This is a genomic window from Halomonas sp. TA22, from assembly GCF_013009075.1.
Lineage (GTDB): Bacteria > Pseudomonadota > Gammaproteobacteria > Pseudomonadales > Halomonadaceae > TA22.
Map to the genome: position 1 here is coordinate 1,544,263 of NZ_CP053108.1, position 22,602 is coordinate 1,566,864.

Below are 22,602 nucleotides of genomic sequence, written 5' to 3' on the forward strand. Positions count from 1 at the left end.
CTCAGCAAGCGCGACGGCAGCGATCAGCGTCTCAGGATCACCAGCCAGCGGCCGAGGTTGAGAATGCTGGCAAGCGACGCGGCAACGTAGGTGAACGCGCACGCCGTGAGCACATGCCGAGCGGCGGGCATGTCATAGGGGGGAATGTAACCCTTGAGCAGCGGCAGGGCGCGCTGGAAGCTGGCATCGAACTCCACCGGCAGCGTCACCAGATGCACCAGCGCGGCGGTACCGAAGCTGATCACTGCCGCCCCCACCACGATGAACATGCCACCCGGCATGCGTGTCAGGAGAAACAGCAGCGGTGCCGCCATCATCAGTACGGCACCGAGCTTCTCGGCGTGCTGGGCAACGCCTACCAGGCGCGTGCGCGCCAGCAGCGGCTGATAGCCCTGATGATGCTGTATCGCATGGCCCACCTCGTGCGCCGCCACGGTCACGGCGGTAAGCGAACGTCCGGCATAGTGCTCATGGGAGAGCCGGACCCGGCGCGCCTGGGGATCGTAATGATCGCCCCGCTCGGTGGCTTCCACCTCCACCCCCTCGATGCCGAGCCGCGTCAGTAGGTGTCGAGCCAGCTCGCCGCCGGTACCGGGGTAATCGTTGCGCGGCGTGGCGTGGCGCTCAAGCGCCCACTTGGCCCAGACGTTGGGCAGGATGAACAGCAACAGCAGCAGCCCCAGCAGTAGTACGAACATCGATGACTATCCTCCGTGCCGGGTCGGAACCTGATCAGGATAGAATAACGGAAGAGGCCGGCCCGAGCGATTGACACACAGAAACGCGATTGGCCCGCCTGGGGCCAATCGTCATCGTTACGAGGGCATGGGTACACTTCAGGCGGTGGCCGGCTCCGCTGGCAATGCCTCGGCAGGCGCCGTCAGATCGAAAGGACGCTCGAACAGCGGCGCCAAGCACACCGACTGCACCTCACCGCCGGTATCGTGATCGCGGGTCGCGGCATATTCGACGGCCTGCACCGCACTCTTGCCATGATCGATGGCGGCCAGGGCCCACTTCCAGCCGGTGCCGTAGGCCACCGGCCCCTTGACCGGCATTCTGACCAGTCGATCGAACATCTCGAAGACCCCATCCGGGCCTGCAATGATCATCTCGATACGCGATACATGGGGTTTGCTCGCGCGCGGGGCTCCCGCGTTGAGCCACTCCATCACCTCCCACCAGCCCTGCTGTTCGCCGGCGAATGCCACCCACTCGCCATTGTCGAGTTGAAAGAGTTTCTGTGAATGGTTGTAGGTCGAGCCATTAACGCTGATCAGCGAATCCGTCGCCAGTGTCGTTCCGTCCCATACGATTGTGGTCATGCGGCGTACCTCGTGTGGCGGCGAAATGCTCGAAGCCTAGCCCAGAGCAAGGAAGTCATTCTTGCCCTCTCGGCGCGTGCTCCGCCTGAGCACGATAGCGGCAAAATGGGCAAGAATTGTTCATCCATCATGCAAGCTCAGCGCCTCGACAATGGCCTGAGTAGCGCGTCTTCCTTCAGGTTAATCGGACGATTGCGACCTCCACCATGCGTAGTCGCTTGACGTTTGCCCTGCAACAAATGACAATTGTTCTTGTTTGATACAAAAACTCATTCAGGATGACGATCATGAGCTCGCTCCCCCCTCGCATGCCACCCGCACAAGGAGAGAGCCACCAGGATACGGCTGGCAAGCGCATCGACAGCCAGGCCCTGCTCGACTCTCGCGGCGAACTGATCATCGAGCATCGCGGCAAGCGTTACCAGCTGCGCGAGACACGTAACGGCAAGTTGATTCTCACCTCCTGAGAGATAGTTTTTTCATTGGCACTACCAGACCTATAACAGCCAGCCAGGTAGCCATCGCCACCCAGCCAGCCGCCATCTCCTGATCATACTAAGGGAACTTCAGGAACATGAAGCGAGCATTGAGCTGCACCGGCGCCCTCGCGCTGAGCCTTCTCTCCGGTCTGACACTGGGCCAGGAACCACTCCCCAATGACGATCAGCAACTCGCACCGTTGCAGATCACCGGTACCCGGGCACCGACGGATCCATTTCGCGCCCCGCTGATCGTCGATGTCATCGAACGGGACGACGCGACACTCACCACCGCCTCGCGTGTCGAGGATATCCTCGCCGACCAGCCCGGCCTGCACGTCGCAGGCCAGGGGCGCCGCAACGGCCAGACGCTGAGCATGCGCGGCTTCGACAGGAACGGCGTACTGGTACGCCTCGACGGGGTGCGCCAGGATATCGATACCGGTCACATGGGCAATTTCTTCCTCGACCCGGCGCTGCTGCGCGAGGTACAGATCGCTCGTGGCGCGCTCTCGAGCCTATACGGCAGCAATGCCATGGGCGGCGTGGTCAGCTTCGAGACGGTGGATGCCGAAGACCTGCTGCGTCCCGGCGAGACCCGCGGCGCTCGCCTCTCATTGCGCGGCGCCACGGCAAGCGACGAGCTCGGCGGCTCGCTGAGCCTGTTCGGCAAGCGCGATACCACGCGTGGCCGCGTCGATGGTCTGCTGTCCCTGGGGCGCAGCGAATCGGGCGACATTCGCCGCGCCGGTGGCCAGAGTGCCGAGGAGGACGCCACCCTCGACAGCCTGCTGGCCAAGGGGGGTTGGCAGCTCGCTCCCGACCACCGTCTGTTCACCAGCTGGCAGCACTACCGCGAGGATGCCACCCAGCCCGCCAATCCGCAGCAACTGGACGCGGACAGCCTGCGCGATCGCACCACCGCCAGCGACAACCTGCAGCTCGGTCACCGCTGGTCGCCGAACATCGACACCCAGCTCGACAGCCGCATCACCCTGAATCGCCAGGAGATCGAGGAGAGCGCCGCCGAGCGCACTCAGCAGCGCCTTGGCGTACAGAGCGATGGCTATCACCGGCTCGATCATGGCTGGCTCGGCCAGACCCTGGCCTTCGGCGCCGAAGTCAATCACGCCACCCAGCGCCCCGGTCTCGATGCCTCGGGCTTTCCCCGTGCCGATATCGATACCGCCGCGATCTATCTCGACGACACCCTGACGGCTGGCCGCTATCTGGGCCAGGGCGGTCCCGGCGAGTTCGACCTCGGCCTTGGCGCGCGCTACGACCACTACCGCGCCGAGGACAACGAGGGGCGCGCGAGCGACCAAGGAGAATTCTCTCCCCGCCTGCGGCTGGCCTGGCGCCCTAGCGAAGGGCTGATGCTCTACAGCGGCTACGCCGAGGCCTTCCGCGCCCCGACGCTCTCCGAGCTGTATGCCGATGAGCGTCACTTCGCCGGCTTCTGCGTCTCGCCGTTCTTCTGCATGCCCGACAACAACTGGGTGCCCAACCCCGAGCTGAACCCGGAGACCAGCAAGACCTGGGAGAGCGGCCTGGCCTTGAGCATCGGCGACTGGCAGCTGCGCGCCAGCTACTTCGATACCCGCGCCGACGACTTCATCGATACCCAGGTCGACATCATGGCCGGTACCACCCAGGCGGTGAACGTATCCCGCGCGCAGTTGTGGGGGTATGACGCCCGCCTTGGCTGGAGCCCCGCCGCCGTGAGCGGGCTCGACACCTTCATCGGCCTCTCGGAGGTCAGCGGCCGCGACCGCGACACTGGCGAAGCATTGGGCAGCCTGACCCCGCTGGAGGCGCTCGCCGGCGTCGACTACCGCTTCGCCGCGCCGGATCTGACGCTAGGCTGGCGCGGCCGCTTTGCACGCGCCTTCGACAAGCAGGACGACGACGAGCGACTGTCGGGCTATGGCCTGCATGACCTGCAGCTGGCGTGGCGCTTCACCCCCGACCTCACGGCCTCGTTCAAGCTGCGCAACGTCGCCGACAAGGTCTGGTACCGCCCCGACGGCAGCCTCGGCGACGGGCGCAGCCTGCTCGCCAGTATCAGCATGCAATGGTGAAGAGTGTTCACCAAGGAGCCTGAAATGCATTCCCTACCCTGGACCCAGCGAGCCATTCTCGATGCCTTCGACGCGACCCGTGCCAGCACGCCACACCTGCCGGCCATCGAGGTCGCCAAACGGTTGTCGATCAGCGAGGGCGAGCTGCAGGCCGCGCGCCTGGGACGCGACGTGATCACCCTGCCACTCACACCGCACGCCCTGGCCGAGCGTTTCCACCGCCTCGGGCGGGTCAGGGCTCTGACCCGATCCCGCCATGCGGTGCTCGAGCAGGAGGGCAGCTATCCGGTATTGCGCGGCTCGTCGCAGGCTGGCCTGCTGCTCGATCCAGGCGGCCTGGACCTGCGTCTGCACTTCTCTCAGTGGCACTGGAGCTGCCTGATCCGCGACCGCCTTGCCGATGGCGAAGGGGGGCATCAGGAGCGCTTCAGCCTGCAGATCTTCGACCGTTACGGCCGCGCACTGCACAAGCTGTTCTCGCTCGAGCCGTGGCCACTCAAGGAGTGGCAGCAGCTGGAGGCGCTGGGCAGCGAGCGCATGCCCGCTTTCACCCAATTGGCGAAACCGGCATCTCGCCCGCTCCCAAGCGCCCCGGGACTGGCCGCCGACTGGATGGCGATGAGCGACGTGCATCAGTTCTTCGCCCTGCTCAAGCGTCATGGCCTCAGCCGGCGCGAGGCCAATGCGCTGATGGAGGGGCGCTATACCCGCAGCCTGACCACCTCGGCGCTCGAACAGACACTGAGCCAGGCTTGTGAAAACGCCATGCCGCTGATGCTGTTCGTCGCCAGTCCCGGCTGCGTGCAGATCCGCAGCGGCCGGGTGCCGCCCCCGCTGCGCCGGCGCGGCTGGCTCAATCTGTTCGGCGAGGGGTTCACGCTGCACCTCGACGATGCTGGTATCGACGAGGTATGGCAGGTGCACAAGCCCAACCGCGATGGTGGCGTCACCAGTCTCGAGGCGTTCGACGCCGAGGGCGAACTGATCCTGCAACTTTATGCCCAGCGCAGCGAAGGGCAGCCCGAACGCCCCGATTGGCGCGAACTGCTGCGTCGGCTGGGCGAACGTGAGGCGGCGGCATGAGCACGAAGCCTGCCCGGCGTTCGGCCTTGCCATGGCTTATCTGCTGGCTGCTGGCATGTGGCTGGCTGCCACTGCCGGCATTTGCCGATGACGCACTGCGTACGGTAGTGATCGGCGGCGACATCGCCGAGATCATCGCCGCCCTCGATGCCAGCGATACACTGGTCGGGCGCGACGACACCAGCCGCTATCCCGACTCCCTGCTTGCGCTGCCCTCGGTGGGCTATCTGCGCCACCTCTCCGCCGAAGGGGTGCTCTCGTTGCGCCCGCAGCGCCTGCTGGTCGGTGCCCAGGCGGGGCCACGCGAAGTGTTCGCCCAGCTCGAGGCGAGTGGCGTCGAGGTGATCCGTATCGACGCTCCTCCATCCCTCGAGGCGATTCCCGACAAGGTGATTGCGGTGGCCCAGGCGATGGGGCGCGAAACGGCAGGCAATGCACTTGCCGACAGCGTGAGGGCGGAGCTTCAGCACCTCGAAGACCTCCCTCCCCCGAGTGAACGCCAGGCAATGTTCATGCTCAGCCACAGCGGAATGACGCCGATGGTCGCCGGTCGCGATACCGCCGCCGACAATGTGATGCTCACCCTGGGTGTCGCCAACGCCTTTTCCACCATGCAGGGATACAAGGCGGTGGGAGCCGAGGCGCTGATCGCAGCGGCTCCCGAAGTGGTCATCGCCACCCATGGCGGCCTGGCGGCGCTGGGCGGCGAATTCGGACTGTGGCGCCTGCCGGGGCTTGCCATGACGCCGGCCGGCCAGGCCCGGCGCGTATTGGTATGCGACGACCTGGCACTGCTCAACTTCGGCCCGCGTACCCCTGCTGCCCTGCTCGACCTGCATCGGACACTGGCCATGCCGGACGCCTCCACCGTTAACGCCGGGAGCGACGCAGCCACCGCCCTCTGCGGGTGGAGCAAGGCATGAACCTGCCCTCGCTGCTTGCCGAGCGTCGCGTACCTCCCCTCCGAGCGGCTCGCCTCTCGCCTGGCAGGGTGCTGGGGTGCATGACGCTTATGGTCGTCGTGGCACTGCTCGCCGGCGCCATGACCGGTCCCGTCGGGCTGCCGCCACGCGTGCTGCTGGGCGAGCCACCCAGCGATCTCGCCTGGCAGGTGTGGTGGCAACTACGGGTACCGCGGCTGATTCTCGCCGCCCTGGTGGGCGCCATGCTGGCGGGCAGCGGTGCCGCCATGCAGGGACTGTTCCGTAACCCCCTGGCCGATCCGACACTGCTGGGGCTGGCCAGTGGCGCGGGTCTGGCGGTGGCCCTTTGGATCGTGCTGTTCGACGGCAGTGCCGGGCAGTTCGGTCTCTATGGCCAGTTTCTGGCAGGCTTTCTCGGCGCTCTTGGGGTGTGCGTGCTGGTCTTCGCGATGGGCGCTCGGCACCCCGGCGAGAGTGCGCTGTTCACGCTGCTGCTGGCGGGCCTGGCCATTAATACCCTGGCCGGGGCAATGGGCGGCATGCTCGCCTTCATCGCCAGCGACGAGCAGCTCAGGCAGCTCAGCCTGTGGGGCATGGGCAGCCTGTCCCATGCCCTATGGAGCGCCACGCTCGGCGCACTGATCGGCGTTCCCATCGCCCTGGCCGTACTCCTGCGCTGCGCCCGGGGGCTCGACCTGTCGCAGCTCGGCGAACTCACCGCCCACGGCGCCGGGCTCGATGCGCCTCGCCTCAAGCGCCGGGTGGTACTTGCCACCGCGCTGGGCGTGGGCCTGTGCGTGGCGCTGGCCGGCATCATCGGCTTTCTTGGTCTGCTGGTACCGCACTGCCTGCGGCTGTGGCTCGGCCCGGGGCACAGGCTGCTGCTGCCCGCCTCGATGCTCGGCGGGGCACTGCTGCTGATCGTGGCCGATAGCCTGGCGCGCAGCCTGGCAAGCCCCGCCGAGATTCCCGTCGGCCTGCTCACCAGCCTGCTCGGCGGACCCTACTTCCTGTGGCTACTGCTCAAGGGACCGGCCCGATGCTGAGTCTGGAGAATGCCGGCTTCACTACCACCCCCGCCCTGGTCCCCTTCAGCGATCGCCTCGTTCCCGGCGAGCTGCTGGCGATCGTCGGTCCCAACGGCGCTGGGAAGAGCACTCTGATCAGTTTGCTGTCGGGTTATCGTCGCGCGGAAATGGGCAGCGTCAGCCTTGATGGGCAGGCACTGCAGCACTGGCAGCCACAAGCGCTGGCCAGGCGCCGCGCGCTGGTCGCCCAGAAGGTCGCCCTGGGGTTTGATTGGCCGGTGATACAGCTAGTGGCGCTGGGCGGTCAGGCGCTGCCGGAGCGGGTCGCAGCCGCGCTTGCCGCGCTGGACCTGACGCCGCTGGCGCGGCGCGGGGCAATGAGCCTTTCGGGAGGCGAGACACAGCGTGTGATGATCGCCAGGGCGCTGTGCCAGCTCGGACAACCCGGCGAGCGTGACGCCGGCGGCATCCTGCTGCTCGACGAACCGACCAGTGCCTTGGATATCGGCCAGCAGCAGCGCCTGATGAGGCTGCTACGCCGCCTGGCGGAGCAGCACGGCATGGCGATCTGCTGCGTGCTGCACGACCTCAACCTGGCGGCGCGTTACGCCCACCGCATCTGGTTGCTGGAGCGAGGCTCACGGATCGCCAGCGGGGCGCCAGGCGAGGTGCTGACAGCGTCGCGCCTGATCCGGGTATTTGGCGTGGAACTCGAGAGCTGCATCGCTGGCAGCGATGGGGCGCCGGTATTGCGGCTGGCTCCCTGACCCTGCAAGCTCCGCTACTCCCTGGCCTCCGCTCTAAGCTCCTCCCGAGCATCTTCATGTACCTGCTGTAGACCGCTTGCGGAGATATATCCCAGGCGGTGAGCATGTTCGGCCATGGCGCCGCTGTCGGCGGCAAGCAATAGCTCACAGTCGATATGGCGGATCTCGTCACGCAGCTTATCGATCGCCCGTTCGCGGTTGGCACGCTGATCGATGCTGCGGATGTAGATCGCCTTCACGCGCTCGGGATACTCCTTGACGATGCGCGTGTAGACCTCCGGGTCGTGCTGGCCGCTGTCGCCGATCAGCACGCAGGGCATGTCCTCGAAAAGCGCCAGCATGCGCGTGATCAGCTCATACTTATGCTCCTCGGCACGCCGCGGCCAAGGGTGACGCCAGGAGAGTCCCCATTCGCGCAGGAACAGGATCGGACCGACGGGAATGCGGTTGAGCTGGAAGAACGTCTCGAGCACCTCGTAGATGCTCCAAGGACCGCGAGAGACGTAGAGAATCGGCCGGCGCGCCTCACCATCATGACCGACATACAGTGCCTGATAAAAGGCCGCAACGCCGGGAAAGGCGGTGCGGTGATGTGCCTTCTCGACGAACAGGCGATAGAGCATGCGCAGCTTGTCGGCCACCCCGGTGAACATCACCGTATCGTCGATATCGCTGATCACCACCAGGTCGGTATCGGGCGGCGGGATGTAGACCTCGGCGAAGGAACTGACGGACTCATTGAGCGCCTCGACATGCAGCTCGGCCTGGTGCCAGGTCTGCTGCCCAGGCAGGAGATGATCGAGAGGCAGATGAGCATTGAAGTAGCCGTCGCGGTCAGTGGTCACCGTGATCACGTTGTCGCCCAAGGTGACACGCACCGCAACGTCCGCCAGCCCCCGTCGGGCGATACGCCTGATCACATCGGCGGTATCGCGCAAGGCACCGCGCCGAGGGATGACCTGCCCCAGCGACGCCTGGCGAAACACCCGGCCCATCAAGAAGGCCTCCTGCTGCGATCCATAGCCGCGGTACGGATGTATTACCACCCCACCCCGGCCACGGTCGCGCTTCATGGGCTTGGCCGCAATATGCAGTAGACGCTTGAAGAAGCGTTTGAGGCCACCCCGCGCCCCCATCAGGCCCATCCTCCAGGATAGCGTGAAGCACGGGGGCGCTGGCTACCGTCAACGGAAGCTCTATCGGTGGGTAATCGCGTCATCGTGACCTCCATGTCGTGATGTCTGTTTCGTCGCATTGGTCGGACGCCACACGCTTCCAGTGTGCGGCAGTGCCCCGTCAAGTCAAGCCGCTCAAACACGAACGCCCCGCCATAAGGCGAGGCGTTGGTCGAGCCGTTCACCAGGCTCAACGCTTGAATAGCTCGCGCACGTCTCTGGCCTCCCAGTGCGGGAAGCGCTTGCGAACCAGCGCGTTCAATTCGACCTCGAAGGCGTGCCAGTCGACATCGCTCTTCGCACCATCGCCACCCGCAGCCACCCCGCGAATCATTCCCGCGCCCACGGTCACGTTGGAGAGACGGTCGATGACGATGAAACTGCCGGTGCCGGGGCTCCTGCGGTAGTCATCCAGCGGTACCTTGGCGGTCAGTTCCACCTGGCAGCGGGCGATGGCATTGAGCGTGAGCGACTCGGCGGCGTGCTTCTCCAGCGAGTTGACATCGATCTGGTAGTCGATGGCGCTCACCTCGCCGGAGAGATCGCGGGTAGCGAGCTTGAAGTCATACAGCCGACCCGGCGCCAGCGCATCCTCGTGCATCCACACGATGTCCGCTTCGAAGGCATTCGAGAGCGGTACCTCGGCCTCCTCGGCAACGATCCAGTCGCCCCGCGAGATATCGATCTCATCTTCCAGGGTGACGGTGACCGCCTGCCCCGGATACGCGATCTCGAGATCGCCATCGAAGGTGACGATGCGCTCGACCGTGGAGCGCTTGCCCGAGGGCAGCGCCTTGATCTTCTGCCCCGGACGCAGGATCCCGGCGGCAAGGGTGCCGCAGTAGCCGCGGAAATCGAGATTGGGACGATTGACGTACTGCACCGGCAGGCGCAGGTCGGCAAGATTCTGATCGCGGCTGATCTCGACGGTCTCGAGCAGTTCGATGAGCGTTCGGTTCCCATATCCTTCTTGAAAATACCACGGGGTACGTTCGCTGCGGTTGACGACATTGTCGCCCTCCAGCGCCGACATCGGCACGAAGCGAATGTCGCTGGCCTGCAAGTTGGTGGCGAACTGGCGGTAATCGGCGACGATCTCATCGAAGCGCGCCTGGGAGAAGTCGACCAGGTCCATCTTGTTGACCGCGATCACCAGATGCTGGATGCCCAGCAGGTCGGCGATGAAGCTGTGCCGACGGGTCTGGGTCTGTACGCCGTAGCGGGCGTCGATCAGGATGATCGCGAGGCTCGCCGTGGAGGCGCCAGTGGCCATGTTGCGGGTGTACTGCTCGTGTCCCGGGGTGTCGGCGATGATGAACTTGCGCTTGTCGGTGGAGAAGAAGCGGTACGCCACGTCGATGGTGATGCCCTGCTCGCGCTCGGACTGCAGGCCGTCGACGAGCAGCGCGAGATCGACGGCATCACCGGTGGTGCCGCTGGTCTTGGAGGCCTGGGTGATGGCGGCGAGCTGATCTTCGTAGATCATCTTGGAGTCGTGCAAGAGCCGGCCGATCAGGGTCGACTTGCCGTCGTCGACGCTGCCGCAGGTGATGAAGCGCAGCAGGTCCTTGTTCTCGTGCTCGTGCAGGTACTGCTCGATGTTCTCGGCAATCAGGTTGGACTGGTGTGACATTAGAAGTACCCCTCGCGCTTCTTCTTCTCCATCGAGCCGGCCTGGTCGTGGTCGATGGCACGGCCGCTGCGCTCGCTGGTGCGGGTCAGCAGCATTTCCTGGATGATCTCGGGCAGCGTGGCGGCCTGGGACTCCACGGCGCCGGTCAGCGGGTAGCAGCCCAGCGTGCGGAAGCGCACCCACTTGTGCTCGGGCACTTCGCCCTCATCGAGCGGCAGGCGCTCGTCGTCGACCATGATCTGCATGCCGTCGCGCTCGACCACCGGCCGCTTGGCGGCGTAGTAGAGCGGTACGATGGGGATCTCTTCGAGGTAGATGTACTGCCAGATGTCGAGCTCGGTCCAGTTGGAGAGCGGGAAGACGCGGATCGATTCGCCCTTGTTGATCTTGGCGTTGTAGACGTTCCACAGCTCGGGGCGCTGGTTCTTGGGGTCCCAGCGATGGTACTTGTCGCGGAACGAGTAGACGCGCTCCTTGGCCCGCGAGGCCTCCTCGTCGCGACGCGCACCGCCAAAGGCGGCATCGAAGCCGTGCTGGGAGAGCGCCTGCTTGAGGGCCTGGGTCTTCATGATGTCGGTGTACTTGGCGCTGCCGTGCTCGAAGGGGTTGATGTTCGCCGCGCGCCCCTCTTCGTTGGTGTGCACCAGCAGCTCCATGCCCGCTTCCGATGCCATGCGGTTGCGAAACTCGATCATCTCGCGGAACTTCCAGGTGGTGTCGATGTGCATCAGGGGAAACGGCGGCGTGCCCGGGTAGAAGGCCTTGCGCGCCAGATGCAGCATCACCGAGGAGTCCTTGCCGATGGAGTAGAGCATCACCGGATGACGAAACTCGGCCGCCACCTCTCGGATGATATGGATCGACTCCGCTTCGAGCTGCTTCAAGTGGGTCTGGCGTTCGGGGGAAAGCATCGCGACTGGCAACCTCGCTGACCGTAGCGCGCCGCAGCAGGCGGCAGCGCCTATACGCTGAGCTGCCCTTGCTGATCCGACGATCGTAAGGCAAGGGCAGCATGATGGCGCTAGGTTACCGAGAGGAAGATGATAACGTCAAAGAATTAAGAACTATCTTTTTAGCCCATAAGTGCATAAGACGAGATGACTGTGCGTCCAATCGTTACTCGCTCGACCCAGGTGGTCAGCGTATCGCCCTCGAGATCGATCACCCGGTAGCCGGGCCGCGAGGCCTGATCGATGGCGAACTCCCTGGCCCTGCCTAGGAATTGGTCGGCAGTGGCCGGGCTGCCATAAACGGCCACTTCCCCCCCCTTGATCGGCTGTCGACCGACGAAGGCTTGATGAATATGGCCACACACTATCGCCTTGACATGAGCGAAGGGGGCAAGGCTCTGCCAGAACGCCTCGCGATCGGCAAGGCCGATGGCATCCAGCCAGGCGCAACCCACCTTCACCGGAGGGTGATGCATGGCCAGCAGGGTCGGCCGCGTGTCGCCCTCGAGCCGCTCGGCCAGCGCCAAGAGCTGCTCATCGCCCAGCTCTCCGTGGGGTTCGCCGCTGACCTGCGTATCGAGCAGCACCAAGCGCCAGCCGCCGAGATCGACCTCCCGGTGCAGTGGCTGGATATCGGTCATGTGCTGCTGCTGGTCGTGGTTGCCGGGCAGCCAGAACCACGGGCAACCCAAAGTGGCGAAGGCTGCGTAGGCATGCTGATAGGAGGCTGGGGTATCATCCTGGGAAACATCTCCCGTGACCAGCAGCATATCGGGCCGCCATTTGCGGGCATGCGCCACTACCGCGTGCAACTGACGCAGGGGGAACCCCGCCCGGGAGCGCCCCTGTGGGTCGGCATACAGGTGGCAATCGGTGACTTGCAGCAGCCTCATGGGCGTCCTTAGCGCAGAGCAGGAAGATCGAGCGAGTGACCATGCGCCAGGGCATGCTCCAGCCACTCGCCAAGAAAGCGGTTGAGCTGCAGCTTCTCGTCTGGCTGGTGCATGCGCGCGTTAGGATAGCGATAGCGTCCGTCGAAATGGCGCTGACGCTGGAAATCGGTCACTTCGGCCATGCGCACATCATGGTAGAGATGCACCTGCATGCGCGGCGGCTCAATGAAGTCGTCCAGCACGCCGGTCTGGGATACCCGCACGATGGTGGTATAGGGCGCACGCTCCAGCACTTCTAGCCATAGCGAGCCGAAGCGGGCCTCACGCCCCTTGAGCGCCACCTCGCGAACCTCGCTTGCCTCCAGTTCGCCCAACAGGCGGGACAGGCGCAGGTAATTGGCCGTGCACTCTCCTTGCAACGTTTTCAGATCGGTGACATAGGCGGTTCTCGCCACAGGCTTACCTCCTTGCACGCAATGAAGCCCGTTCCCTCGCCAACCAGTAGAGGGCAATCAGGCACATGGCATTGTCGAGTCGTCCGGCGTCGAGGAGTTCCCACGCTTTGATAAACGGTAGCACATGAACCTGTATATCCTCATGTTCATGCTCAAGACCATGCACCCCACCCACCCCCTGACTGTCGACCAGGCCGCAGAACAACGTGACCTGCTCATTGCAGGCACCGGGACTTGGATAGTAGGTATGCAGCTCGATCAGCTCGCCAATCTCGCAGCCCGCCTCCTCGACGGCTTCGCGGCGTGCCACCTCGGCAGGCGACTCGCCCGCCTCGACGAGGCCAGCAACAGGCTCGAGCTTCCAAGGGCTAAGCGGGTCATCCAGGGCGCCGGCACGAATCTGCTCGACCATCACCACGGCGTCGCGCTCGACATCGTAGAGCAGCACGCCGACCGCATCGTGACGAACGTGGACCTCGCGCACCACCTCATTGCTCAAGCCGCCGGAAAAGCGCTGATGACGTAGATGACGTCGCTCAAGGCGGAAGAAACCTTGGTAAAGACATTCGTCGTCGAGACGCTCGATATCCGCCTGGGTGAAGCGTGGCGTCAACGGGAAGGGTGGCGCGGCATGCTCGGTCATGGGCTCTCCGGGACGGGACGATACGCCATTATCGCGACCCGCGCCGAAGAATGCCAATCGCGCCCGTGACGCACTACCTCAGAGTGGCGAGAAAACGCCGCGCCTCTTCACGAAGCGATTCATCCGAGCGTTCGCGCTGCTCGCGCGCCAGCCCCTCCACTGCGCGGCTTGCATGTTTGCGCGCTTCGCCCGTGCGCCCCTCATCCTCCAAAAAGACGGCGTAGTAGTAATTCACATCGATGCCGCCAGGGCGAATCTCCAGCGCCTGGCGAAACATCTGCTCGGCGGTATTGCTGTTGCCAAATCCCAATGGCCGCCCCGGCACTCGGTCGTAGAGGGCGCCGAGGGTGACGTAGGCCGAGCCGTTGTCGCCACGCGGATCGAGCCTGATCGCACGCTCCAGCGCGTCGCGGGCATCCCGGGCCAGCCCCAGCGCGCCCATTCCGCCCCGCTCCTGGGCATGCGACGCCAGCACGATCCCCTTCCATAGCCAGGCGTCGGCCTCGGAGGAGTGAGCGCCAGCCAACGACGAGGCCTCACCGGAGAGCGACTCCAGCGCCGAGCGCCGCTGACTTGAGGGCATCTCGGTGACGATATGCTCCCAGCGCTCCTTGAGCGATGAGAGCGCCTCTTCATGGCTGTCGGCCAGGCCCAGGGGGGATAGCGCCAACCCAGCGGCCAGGCACCCGGCCAACCAGCAGTTGCGTAGTTTCATGGGCGAACTCCTGCGTTGTTATAATCGAGGGACGGCGCCATTGAGCAGCGCTTACCTGCACTGTAACGAACGTTTGAATTAACCACCTTGCGACTTGTGTCGTAGAGCCAACAGGACCCCACCGATGAAAGGCCGCAACATGACGCGCTGGCGCGATCCCGCCAAGGATCCCCGCCAGGAAGCCAAGAGCCATCTGATCACCGCCGAGGGCTTCGCGCGCCTCAAGGGCATTCACGAGCACCTGTCACGGGTCAAGCGTCCGCAGCTGTCGGCCAAGGTCGGCGAGGCGGCGGCACTGGGCGATCGCAGCGAGAATGCCGACTACACCTATAACAAGAAGGAGCTCAACCGCGTCATTGCGCGCATTCGCTATCTTGGCAAGCGACTCGACGAACTGCAGGTGGTCGATCGCCTACCGGCGGATACCGGACGCGTCTATTTCGGCGCCTTCGTGACGCTTGAGGACGAGACGGGGGAGGAACTCGATATCCGCATCGTTGGCCACGACGAGACCGACACCGCCAAGCGCTGGATCAGTATCGATGCCCCGCTGGCCAAGGCGCTACTCGGCAAGGCGCTGGACGACGACGTGACGGTCGCGGCCCCTGGTGGCGAGACGACCTATATCATCACCGAGATCATTTACCGCGCCCCTGATGCCTGACCGCGCGATAGACGCGGAAGCGCCGATCGTCTGCGAGTATTTCAAAGCCGCCAAAGGCCGACTCGAGCAGATCGGGATAGGGCAGAAAGGCATTGGCGACAATGATCAGGCTACCGCCCGGACGCAGATGATCGGGCGCCTCACGTATCAGCCGCCCCGCCGGTCCATAGTCGATCGCGCGTTCCTGGTGAAACGGCGGATTGCTGACGATGGCATCGAAGCGCCGCTCGCCGAGTGCCGAGTAGACATCGCTTGGCAGCGCCTCTCCCACCAGCGCGTTGGCCACCAGTGTGCGACGCGTTGCCTCCACCGCAAAGAGGTTGATGTCGGTGGCGGTCAGCGTCGCGCCCCGTCGTGCCATCCAGGCACTGATGATGCCATCGCCACAACCCAGATCGAGCATCTCCCCGGCGCTGTTCGGCAGTGCCGCGGGGAGCGTTTCCAGCAGCAGCCGGGTGCCATCGTCGAGCTTGCCGTGACCGAATACGCCAGGATGGCTTGCCAGACGCAGCCCCTCGGCCTCGAAGAGGTGCCAGGCGTGTTCCGCTTCGAGTGCCACCCGATCGAGACGTGTGGCGAACAGTGTGCAGCGACGTGCACTGTCGAGCTTGCGACAGCCAAGCCCGAGGGCAGCCAGTGCCTTGAGCGCCCGCTTGATGCCACCGTTGTTCTCGCCGACAACCTGCAGCGCAGTACCCACCGGCAGACGCTGACATAGCGCAAGCAGCCACCATTCACCCAGTGCATGGCTCTTGGGCCAGAACAACACCGCACCGGGCGGCGTGATAGTCTCGCTCGATAAGACATCGAAGGCGGGTCGTCCACGTCCACGCCACGCCTCGATCACGCCATGGTCGCTACTCAGCAGGCTGCCCTGCGTCGTATCCAGCCAGGCATCGCGTGGCGGCGCCACCCACAGCCAGCCGCGATAATCCGTCGCCTGTCGCTCCAGCAGTTGGCAGACCGGCGTTTCGGCACTCATGCCCCCTCCTCGTAAGCCGTTGGGTCGGCGGGTTTGGTCAGGGTATAGAGCAGGTAACGGCCCAGCCGCCAGTAGGGTTCGGCCTGGCAATGGCGCTTCTCGAGGGTAACGATCTTGTCGAACGTCTTGCCCTGGGGATCACGCTCGCGCAAGTAATCGTGGAAAACCCGGATACCCGCTACGCCATCGACACGCAGGCCGCACTCCCGGCTCCAGGCGGCAATCTCGCTGTGTGAGAGCGGCGTGATAGGCGTCAAGCGCTGGCGCTGGCCGGTACCGGCCAGGCGGTCGGCCAACGCCTTGTCGAGGTTGCCTTTGACGATATTGGAAAAACGCAGCGCATCGCGGTTGAACACCATCAGCGACAGTTGCCCACCCGGCGCCAGCAACCGCGCAAGCGTGGCCAGGGCCTGGCGCGGCTCGGCCAGCCACTCCAGCACCGCATGACAGACGATCAGCCGCCAAGGGCCAGGAGCCTGTTCCGGCAAGCGTTGCAACGGCACTTGCAGAAAGGTGGCCTGACCGTCGGGTAGCGCCCCTAATGCCTGACGCGCGGCATCCAGCATATCGGCGGAGGGTTCGGCGAGGGTCACCGCATGGCCCCGCGCGGCGAACCAGCCACTCATCTGGCCGAGCCCTGCCCCCACATCGAGCAGCGGCTGGCCCTTGAGTTCGAGCATTTTCGGCAGCAGGCCGTCGAGCAGCGTCAAGCGTAGCGCACCTCGCGATCCACCGTAGAGGCTGCCCGCAAATTTCTCGGCGAGGCCGTCGAAGTGACGGTCGCCGGCGGGCGAGAAAGGGGCAGAATCGGTCATGGCTTCATTGCACTGGCATGTGTGGCGCGCATTCTACCCGTGCCCGACGCGCTGTGAAACGCCAGAGAGGTGGCCAAGCTCGGCACTAGGCTCTTCCGACACTAGGCTCTGCCTATCGACAACTTCGGTTTCCAAGCGATACCGAAGATTACCTGGGGGAGACTCTCTTTATGACTACCTTGGGATAGATAGCTCATCCTTTTGACAACTAAAGAAAATAGCAGGTTTACAATCAAGGAGTGCATGTGAAAAAGGAAATTTTCTGGCACGACACCGAGCAGCCCAAGGCCATGCCGAAACTGGAAGCGGATACCCAAGCCGATTACGTCATCATCGGTGGCGGCATGGCGGGCTTGTCCGCGGCACAGTGGCTGAGGGAAGAAGCGGATGCCGATGTCATCGTGATCGACAAGGATCACTGCGGCGCAGGCGCGAGCTGCTGGGCGATAGCCACTATTCAGGTCGGGATCGCCTATGACGGCATACTCGGCATGAACAGCTACAAGTACGTGGCACAGGACGTGCCGAGGCTGTTCCGGCATATCGCCAACGCCGATATGACCCATGGAGGGTCGTGAGAAAAGGAGCAAATCATGCGACCGAGCGCCACATCTTCCATTGCCAACTTCGATTCCGCCACTGGCATGTTGCGGGCCACGGCGAACGTACTGCATGGCAAGGATTTCCCCAACTTGGGGCAGCCTCGCCTGGTGGAGCCGCTCACCCGGCTCAGTAACCTGTTCTCGCCGCGCGTGCGCGAAGAGATCTACGCCTTGGGCGGGCTACAGGAAGCGCTCTCCCCTTCCCGGCTGGATAAAGTCGATGCCGAGACGATCGCGTCCTGGGTCACCTCGAGCTACCCCCGGCGGCGCTACCAGGCGGTGATGGTGGGCTCATCCAACGGTGCGCTGGTCAACCTCTGCGCGCTACTGGATATCCCCTGGCTGCCGCAGAGCCACTTCATTCCGGTACGTCATGTCACCGGCGATAACGACGACCCGAAGGGGGCTCTCGCGTTCGGCCAGCGCTTCGGTCCGGACCTGCTGGCAGCCAACCCGGAACTCAAGCTCCATCAGATGCATGACGGCAGCCAGGATCGCCTCATGGCGGATTACATGGACTACTTCCGGGTCAAGCGCCTCACGCTGGGCAAGGCGTACGAGCGCTTTCTGCAAAACCAGCTCGAGCCGGGCGGCACCATTGTCATCGTCGATTGCCAACGCAAGTGGCCGACCACCACGGCCGGCGAGCGGCATGTATTCCAGCATGGCGGCCTGGGCGGTGCCACCGAGGACGAATATCTGCACGGCGGCCCCCGGGTACGTGAGTTTCTCGAACGCTATGACGCCCCGGTACGCGAATGGGATTCACCCGAGCCCGACGGCGAAAGCCCGGAAGCGGAGTGGGGCTACGAGCCGGCGCTCACCGAGGACATCCTGCGTTTCGCCGCCCAGCACGGCTTCAAGGTGAAGCGCCTCGTATTCCAGGAGCCGGAGGATCTCAGCCCTCTCGTGGCCAACTTCTATCGCAGCCACTATCAAGAGCGAGGCATGAAAGCCAACCGCCTTCTCGTCGGCTCCTTTGCCATCAACGAACCCTACTGGGCCCTCAGGACCGGCTCGGTGCCCTTCTGGATGAAGTTCAACATGACCCCCTCGGCCGAGGCGCTGGAGCGCTACCTGGACACCGAACCGGCCTTCGACGAGATCAATCTCATGCTGATCAATCATGGCGTCGAGGGTATCGGGTTGCCAAGCATCGGGCGCTGGAAGGAGATTCTCTCCCGAGCCACCCGCAGCGGGCGCTTCATCGGCGTGCGCGAAGAGCTCTATCCCCGGGACTTCGGCTCCTTCAGCCGCTACCACACCCAGCTGAAGAAGCGCGTCTCGGCGCGCTATCCCCTTCCCGGGCCCCTGCCGCTTGGCCGATTCAGCGATTTTCTGGACCGATCGAACGGGGCCTACGAGGTACGCATCGTCAACGAAACACCTACCCTTTGAGCAGGAGGCTCGCATGGAACAAAGAGCGGAAAGCCGGTCCGGTCACGATTCGCTGCCCATGGCGCTGAATTCTCGACCCCGACCATGTACACCGGCTACTGGAGGAGACGACGGTAGCCCGATTCATTCCATGGCCGAAAAGTTCATGCCGTTGATCGAAGAGGAGGCGGCAGAGCTACTGCATACCGTGCAGCAACGCAACGGCAGCCTGAGCTGATCGTGTCGTTCGGCGGGTGGTACTGGGCGACTCGGCGCGTGACGACCATGACTTCACCGAACTGCTGGCATCACTGCGTGCCAATGCCAACTGGGGCTTTTTGCGGCACAAGGATACGGCCAAGAGAGAGCAATTCCTGGAGCAATTGAGCCGCTACCTGGAGCAGGCGGAAGCGGGCAGCCTGGCGGCCTACATGGCCAATATTCCCAAGAAAAAAGCGACACCTCGCCGGAGAATCAGTACCTCAGTGGCTGTTCGCCTTCGACCCTGCGGCCATGGCCTCCTTCCGTGCCTTGACGCTACTCGCGGCACACCCCGACCAGGCCGCCCGGGTACAAATGGAGATCTTTCACCACAAGAGCGAGACGTGCCCCGAGCTGAACCTGCTGCGCGCCAGCGTACTCGAATCGCTGCGTCTGTGGCCGACCACGCCAATGATCCTGCGCGAGACCACCGACGCAGTGGGAGCGCGGCACGATGCCAGCCGGCACCTCCCTGCTGATCTTCGCCCCCTATTTCCATTGGCCGCCGGCCAATACCGGCGGCTCCGCCGACGATTTAGCGAGGCAGGCGCTGCTCCCAGCGCACCTCGGCCTCGACCTGGGCGGCCAGCTGCAGCAGTGTCCTCTCATCGCCCATTGCCCCGATCACCTGAACGCCCACCGGCAGCCCGTCAGGCGTGACATGCAGCGGCAACGACATGGCTGGCTGGCCGGTAAGATTGGCAAGCTGGGTATAGGGCGTATGACGCAGCGCCTCCCTTGCCAGCGACTTGAGCGCCCCCAACCGCAGCGCCAGCGAAGGCAGCCCGGGAATTGCCAGCAGCGACATCATGCGTTCACGCATCGCGCTGGGATAGAGCTCGCCACGCACTGGAGGCGGGCCCGCAACCACGGGCATCAGCAACAGATCGGAGCACTGGTGGAACGCGGCCATGTCTCGCGCCAGCGCATTCCAGAATTGCCTCGAGTGTATATAGTCACCTGCCTTGAGACTTCGTCCCAGCCGACCGAGGGCACGGGTCGTGGGTTCGATATCAAGCTGCCCCACGGGAACGCCGGTCTGCTCGGCGATCCAGGCAAGCTGCGCCGGCATCTGCCCCAGATAGAGCATTAGATAGCTCTCCGACAGCCGCTCGCCATCCACCGGCGGCTCCTGCCACTGAACATGGTGGCCTAGCCCTTCCAATTGGGCCGCCGCCTTTTCCACGGCCCGGCGGACCTCGGGATGGAGCTTGGTTCCCAGCGCCTTGCCGAACGGATCGCCCAGCGATACCGCCACTCGCAAGCGCCCAGGCGGCTGTCGAGTCGCCTCGAGAAAGCCCTGCTCTCGGGCTAGAGGGAAGGGGGCGCCGCGATCCATGCCGTTGGTCGCGTCGAGTACGGCCGCACTGTCGCGCACGCTGCGGGTCAGCACGTGCTCGACGACCGCGCCCTCCCATACCTCAGCATGCTGAGGGCCGAGGGGCACTCGCCCGCGAGAGGGTTTGAAGCCGAACAGACCGCAATAGCTGGCCGGGATGCGTAGCGAGCCACCACCATCGCCGCCACCGGCCATTGGCACCAGGCCCGCCGCGACGGCCGCCGCCGCGCCGCCGCTGGAGCCGCCTGGCGAGCGCATTGAATCCCAAGGGTTATGCGGATGAGCGAAGGCCTTGGGCTCGGTGATGCCCATCAGCCCCAGTTCCGGTGTCGCGGTCTGGCCCAGTATCGCAAGCCCGGCACGACGGTAGCGCCGCATCAGGGACGAGTCTCTTTCAGCGCGCCAGTGCTGGAGCGCGGCACTGCCGGAGGCGAGCGGCTCGCCGGCAATCGCCGTGAGCAAGTCCTTGGTCAGAAACGGCACCCCGGCGAAGGGAGCCTCCGGGTTGACGTGTCGTAGCTCCTCGCGCGCCCTCTCGTAGCGTGTGCGCACCACGGCCCCGAGCACCGGGTTGTCGCGCTCGATGAGCCGGCACGCCACGTCGAATACCTCGTCGCGGCTGACCTCGCCTTGGCGGATCAGCGCCGCCAGCGATGTTGCATCCTGCGCCTGGTACTCCTGCTCGGTCATCGGCCGCTCCGCCAAGGGTAGGTGAATGTAATGACCATACCCTGGCGCAAGGGCTGCAGCCTACCGGACCCGCCCGGGTTTATCTTGCCGCCTCAAGCGCTTATAATGCTCGCGCGTTTTGCCCCCTTAGCTCAGCTGGATAGAGCGTCCCCCTCCTAAGGGGAAGGTCTCAGGTTCGAATCCTGAAGGGGGCGCCAGTAAAATCAACAAGTTAACCAACCCCTTCGCCTCGAACTCTTTTCACCTTTGATCCCGACCCCAACAGCGACCCCAACAAAGATGTTCGGTAGGTCTTCACTATCAGCCTCAAAGCTGAGCTAGACCCCACAGTAATTTCTCACGCGCTCCAATGGCACCTGTCAAACTCTCCAGCCAGTCATACGATGAGGCCGCCGCCTTCATGACCGAGCTTCATGGCTACACCAGCATTTCCAAAGCACTGCATCTTTTGATCCTGACAGCGACACGCACTTCGGAAGTCCTACGTACAGGGTGGTCAGAGATCGACCTCGACAATGAGACCTGAACAATCTCCGCCGATAAGATGAAGGCACGCCGTGCGCCCTGTGTACCCAAGCAAGCCTTGGTTGTACTTTTGTCAGCACCAAGATCGCTGGTAGTCCCTACATATTTTCTGGGGCACGATATGGGCGCCCGATGTCGAACATGGCCATGCTGCAGCTGATGCGAGGCATGGGCTTCGGCCTTGCCATGGCGACTACGTGCCCCATGGCTTCCGTTCGAGCTTGGACCGGCGAGGCCACCAGCTACCCCCGAGACGTTGCCGAAATAGCACTGGCCCACTCCATCATGAACAAGGTGGAGGCTGCCTATCGGTGTGGTGGCCTGTTCGAGAAGCGGCGGGCGATGAGGCAGGAATGGGCGGATTTTGTCTGCAAGTCATGACCTTGAGGATTGCGCCTACCGGGACGAGGTGCTGATCCGCGCCATCGCCGAGCGGGTCGAGGCGTTCTACGAGGAAATGGAGCGCCGCATGGCACAAGTGATGGCGGCCTGAGAAGAGACATCATGCACCATCGCAAGCTGAGTGCCGGCGAGACCGCCGGTACCTATCGCATCACTGACACGGTGACCGAAGTGGAGCTCCTGAGCATCGCCAAGGCCTTTGCCCGCCGCCGTCTGGCCAGGGGACGCAAGATCACCCAGCCGGCGCTGGCCTTCGAGTACCTGCAGATTCTGTTGCAGGACTACGAGCACGAGGTGTTCAGTGTCATCTTCCTCGAATAGCCAGCATCGGGTGATCAAATTTGAGGAGCTGTTCCGCGGTACCCTCGACGCGGCCAACGTCTACCCGCGAGAAGTGGTCAAGCAGGCCTTGATCAACAATGCCACTGCGGTGGTCCTGGTTCACAATCATCCAAGCGGTGACCCCGAACCTAGCAACGCCGACCGGCGCATCACCCAGCGACTCAAGGAAGCGCTGGGGCTGGTGGAGATCCGGGTTATTGATCACATCGTGGTCGGTAGTGAGGGATGCGAGTCATTTGCGGAGCGGGGGTATCTCTGAACTCAAGAACGCAACGCCGGTGCTTCCCAACAAGGGCGGCGCCGGCTTGCCAGCGGTCACTGTTTTTTGGCAGCTATCGGCCGAAGCGGACTATTCCTTCGACATCACCAATCATATTGGCTGATGCCTCCCTTCGCAGACAAACCTTTATTTTCTTTACATATTAAACCAAGCTGAAGCCCTGAAAAGTTCAG

Annotated in this window: 23 protein-coding genes, 1 tRNA gene and 2 pseudogenes; 14 read left to right on the top strand and 12 right to left on the bottom strand. The window is 64.1% G+C overall.

Features of this window, described 5'->3' with window-relative positions:
* Positions 1 to 23: 23 nt before the first annotated feature.
* Both HJD22_RS07170 and HJD22_RS07175 read right to left on the bottom strand, forming a co-directional pair.
* Positions 24 to 698 (bottom strand): zinc metallopeptidase, encoded by a 675-nt coding sequence (locus tag HJD22_RS07170; RefSeq protein ID WP_208654965.1) that lies wholly within the window; start codon positions 696 to 698, stop codon positions 24 to 26.
* A gap of 138 nt (positions 699 to 836) precedes the next feature.
* Complete coding sequence (locus HJD22_RS07175; protein ID WP_248730148.1) at positions 837 to 1,325, bottom strand: 20S proteasome subunit A/B; 489 nt, start codon at positions 1,323 to 1,325, stop codon at positions 837 to 839.
* Positions 1,326 to 1,612: 287 nt separating this feature from the next.
* Here HJD22_RS07175 and hemP point away from each other — a divergent pair, with 287 nt between their 5' ends.
* The 6 genes from hemP (at position 1,613) to HJD22_RS07205 (ending at position 7,686) form a co-directional block, all read left to right on the top strand.
* Complete coding sequence (gene hemP / locus HJD22_RS07180; RefSeq protein WP_208654964.1) at positions 1,613 to 1,792, top strand: hemin uptake protein HemP; 180 nt, start codon at positions 1,613 to 1,615, stop codon at positions 1,790 to 1,792.
* A 107-nt stretch (positions 1,793 to 1,899) separates the two neighbouring features.
* Complete coding sequence (locus HJD22_RS07185; RefSeq protein WP_208654963.1) at positions 1,900 to 3,885, top strand: TonB-dependent hemoglobin/transferrin/lactoferrin family receptor; 1,986 nt, start codon at positions 1,900 to 1,902, stop codon at positions 3,883 to 3,885.
* A 24-nt stretch (positions 3,886 to 3,909) separates the two neighbouring features.
* A complete protein-coding gene (locus tag HJD22_RS07190) occupies positions 3,910 to 4,968 on the top strand; it encodes a ChuX/HutX family heme-like substrate-binding protein (protein WP_208654962.1) in 1,059 nt (352 codons plus the stop codon).
* Entirely contained in the window at positions 4,965 to 5,891 is a 927-nt protein-coding gene (locus HJD22_RS07195; protein WP_208654961.1) for a hemin ABC transporter substrate-binding protein, read from the top strand. Before HJD22_RS07190 ends, HJD22_RS07195 begins: the two co-directional genes overlap by 4 nt.
* On the top strand, positions 5,888 to 6,937 hold the full coding sequence (locus tag HJD22_RS07200) for an iron ABC transporter permease (protein WP_208654960.1): 1,050 nt from the start codon (positions 5,888 to 5,890) through the stop codon (positions 6,935 to 6,937). Before HJD22_RS07195 ends, HJD22_RS07200 begins: the two co-directional genes overlap by 4 nt.
* Positions 6,931 to 7,686, top strand: a complete 756-nt coding sequence (locus HJD22_RS07205; RefSeq protein WP_208654959.1) for an ATP-binding cassette domain-containing protein — start codon at positions 6,931 to 6,933, stop codon at positions 7,684 to 7,686. The genes HJD22_RS07200 and HJD22_RS07205 overlap by 7 nt, the downstream gene beginning before the upstream one ends.
* Before the next feature lie 14 nt (positions 7,687 to 7,700).
* Here HJD22_RS07205 and HJD22_RS07210 read toward each other — a convergent pair whose 3' ends face one another.
* The 7 genes from HJD22_RS07210 to HJD22_RS07240 form a co-directional block, all read right to left on the bottom strand.
* Positions 7,701 to 8,822 carry an App1 family protein gene (locus tag HJD22_RS07210; protein ID WP_248730149.1) on the bottom strand — a complete coding sequence of 374 codons (1,122 nt, stop codon included), beginning with the start codon at positions 8,820 to 8,822 and terminating at the stop codon, positions 7,701 to 7,703.
* Positions 8,823 to 9,051: 229 nt separating this feature from the next.
* On the bottom strand, positions 9,052 to 10,494 hold the full coding sequence (cysN, locus tag HJD22_RS07215; RefSeq protein WP_208654958.1) for a sulfate adenylyltransferase subunit CysN: 1,443 nt from the start codon (positions 10,492 to 10,494) through the stop codon (positions 9,052 to 9,054).
* Complete coding sequence (gene cysD, locus HJD22_RS07220) at positions 10,494 to 11,405, bottom strand: sulfate adenylyltransferase subunit CysD (RefSeq protein ID WP_208654957.1); 912 nt, start codon at positions 11,403 to 11,405, stop codon at positions 10,494 to 10,496. The genes cysN and cysD overlap by 1 nt, the downstream gene beginning before the upstream one ends.
* A 161-nt stretch (positions 11,406 to 11,566) precedes the next feature.
* Positions 11,567 to 12,337, bottom strand: a complete 771-nt coding sequence (locus HJD22_RS07225; RefSeq protein WP_208654956.1) for a phosphodiesterase — start codon at positions 12,335 to 12,337, stop codon at positions 11,567 to 11,569.
* Positions 12,338 to 12,345: 8 nt separating this feature from the next.
* The gene (locus HJD22_RS07230) at positions 12,346 to 12,792 is read right to left on the bottom strand and encodes a DUF1249 domain-containing protein (protein ID WP_208654955.1); all 447 of its coding nucleotides are present in this window, start codon (positions 12,790 to 12,792) and stop codon (positions 12,346 to 12,348) included.
* Between the two features lie 4 nt (positions 12,793 to 12,796).
* On the bottom strand, positions 12,797 to 13,435 hold the full coding sequence (locus tag HJD22_RS07235; protein ID WP_208654954.1) for an NUDIX domain-containing protein: 639 nt from the start codon (positions 13,433 to 13,435) through the stop codon (positions 12,797 to 12,799).
* Positions 13,436 to 13,508: 73 nt separating this feature from the next.
* Positions 13,509 to 14,150, bottom strand: a complete 642-nt coding sequence (locus HJD22_RS07240; protein WP_208654953.1) for a hypothetical protein — start codon at positions 14,148 to 14,150, stop codon at positions 13,509 to 13,511.
* 124 nt (positions 14,151 to 14,274) lie between these two features.
* On the opposite strand from HJD22_RS07240, the gene greB reads away from it, so the two are divergent.
* Complete coding sequence (greB, locus tag HJD22_RS07245) at positions 14,275 to 14,814, top strand: transcription elongation factor GreB (RefSeq protein WP_208654952.1); 540 nt, start codon at positions 14,275 to 14,277, stop codon at positions 14,812 to 14,814.
* Here the strand turns inward: greB and HJD22_RS07250 are convergent.
* Complete coding sequence (locus HJD22_RS07250; protein WP_208654951.1) at positions 14,789 to 15,796, bottom strand: methyltransferase; 1,008 nt, start codon at positions 15,794 to 15,796, stop codon at positions 14,789 to 14,791. The genes greB and HJD22_RS07250 overlap by 26 nt on opposite strands.
* Positions 15,793 to 16,611: a methyltransferase gene (locus tag HJD22_RS07255; RefSeq protein ID WP_208654950.1), complete on the bottom strand. Its 819-nt coding sequence runs from the start codon at positions 16,609 to 16,611 to the stop codon at positions 15,793 to 15,795. The genes HJD22_RS07250 and HJD22_RS07255 overlap by 4 nt, the downstream gene beginning before the upstream one ends.
* 245 nt (positions 16,612 to 16,856) lie before the next feature.
* Here HJD22_RS07255 and HJD22_RS07260 point away from each other — a divergent pair, with 245 nt between their 5' ends.
* The 4 genes and pseudogenes from HJD22_RS07260 to HJD22_RS18070 all read left to right on the top strand — a co-directional run.
* On the top strand, positions 16,857 to 17,189 hold the full coding sequence (locus HJD22_RS07260; protein WP_208654949.1) for an FAD-dependent oxidoreductase: 333 nt from the start codon (positions 16,857 to 16,859) through the stop codon (positions 17,187 to 17,189).
* 15 nt (positions 17,190 to 17,204) lie between these two features.
* Positions 17,205 to 18,611 (top strand): hypothetical protein, encoded by a 1,407-nt coding sequence (locus HJD22_RS07265; protein ID WP_208654948.1) that lies wholly within the window; start codon positions 17,205 to 17,207, stop codon positions 18,609 to 18,611.
* 13 nt (positions 18,612 to 18,624) lie between these two features.
* Complete coding sequence (locus tag HJD22_RS07270) at positions 18,625 to 18,828, top strand: hypothetical protein (protein ID WP_208654947.1); 204 nt, start codon at positions 18,625 to 18,627, stop codon at positions 18,826 to 18,828.
* Positions 18,829 to 19,079: 251 nt separating this feature from the next.
* A pseudogene (locus HJD22_RS18070) lies at positions 19,080 to 19,292 on the top strand (cytochrome P450); the annotation flags it as partial.
* A 94-nt stretch (positions 19,293 to 19,386) separates the two neighbouring features.
* Here HJD22_RS18070 and HJD22_RS07275 read toward each other — a convergent pair.
* Positions 19,387 to 20,880 (bottom strand): amidase, encoded by a 1,494-nt coding sequence (locus HJD22_RS07275; protein WP_208654946.1) that lies wholly within the window; start codon positions 20,878 to 20,880, stop codon positions 19,387 to 19,389.
* Between the two features lie 120 nt (positions 20,881 to 21,000).
* Here HJD22_RS07275 and HJD22_RS07280 point away from each other — a divergent pair.
* The 3 genes and pseudogenes from HJD22_RS07280 (at position 21,001) to radC (ending at position 22,408) form a co-directional block, all read left to right on the top strand.
* Positions 21,001 to 21,077, top strand: a tRNA-Arg gene (locus HJD22_RS07280).
* Positions 21,078 to 21,769: 692 nt separating this feature from the next.
* Positions 21,770 to 21,898, top strand: a complete 129-nt coding sequence (locus HJD22_RS17960) for a hypothetical protein (protein WP_283101587.1) — start codon at positions 21,770 to 21,772, stop codon at positions 21,896 to 21,898.
* Positions 21,899 to 21,909: 11 nt separating this feature from the next.
* Positions 21,910 to 22,408, top strand: a pseudogene (gene radC / locus HJD22_RS07290) (DNA repair protein RadC).
* Positions 22,409 to 22,602: the final 194 nt, after the last annotated feature.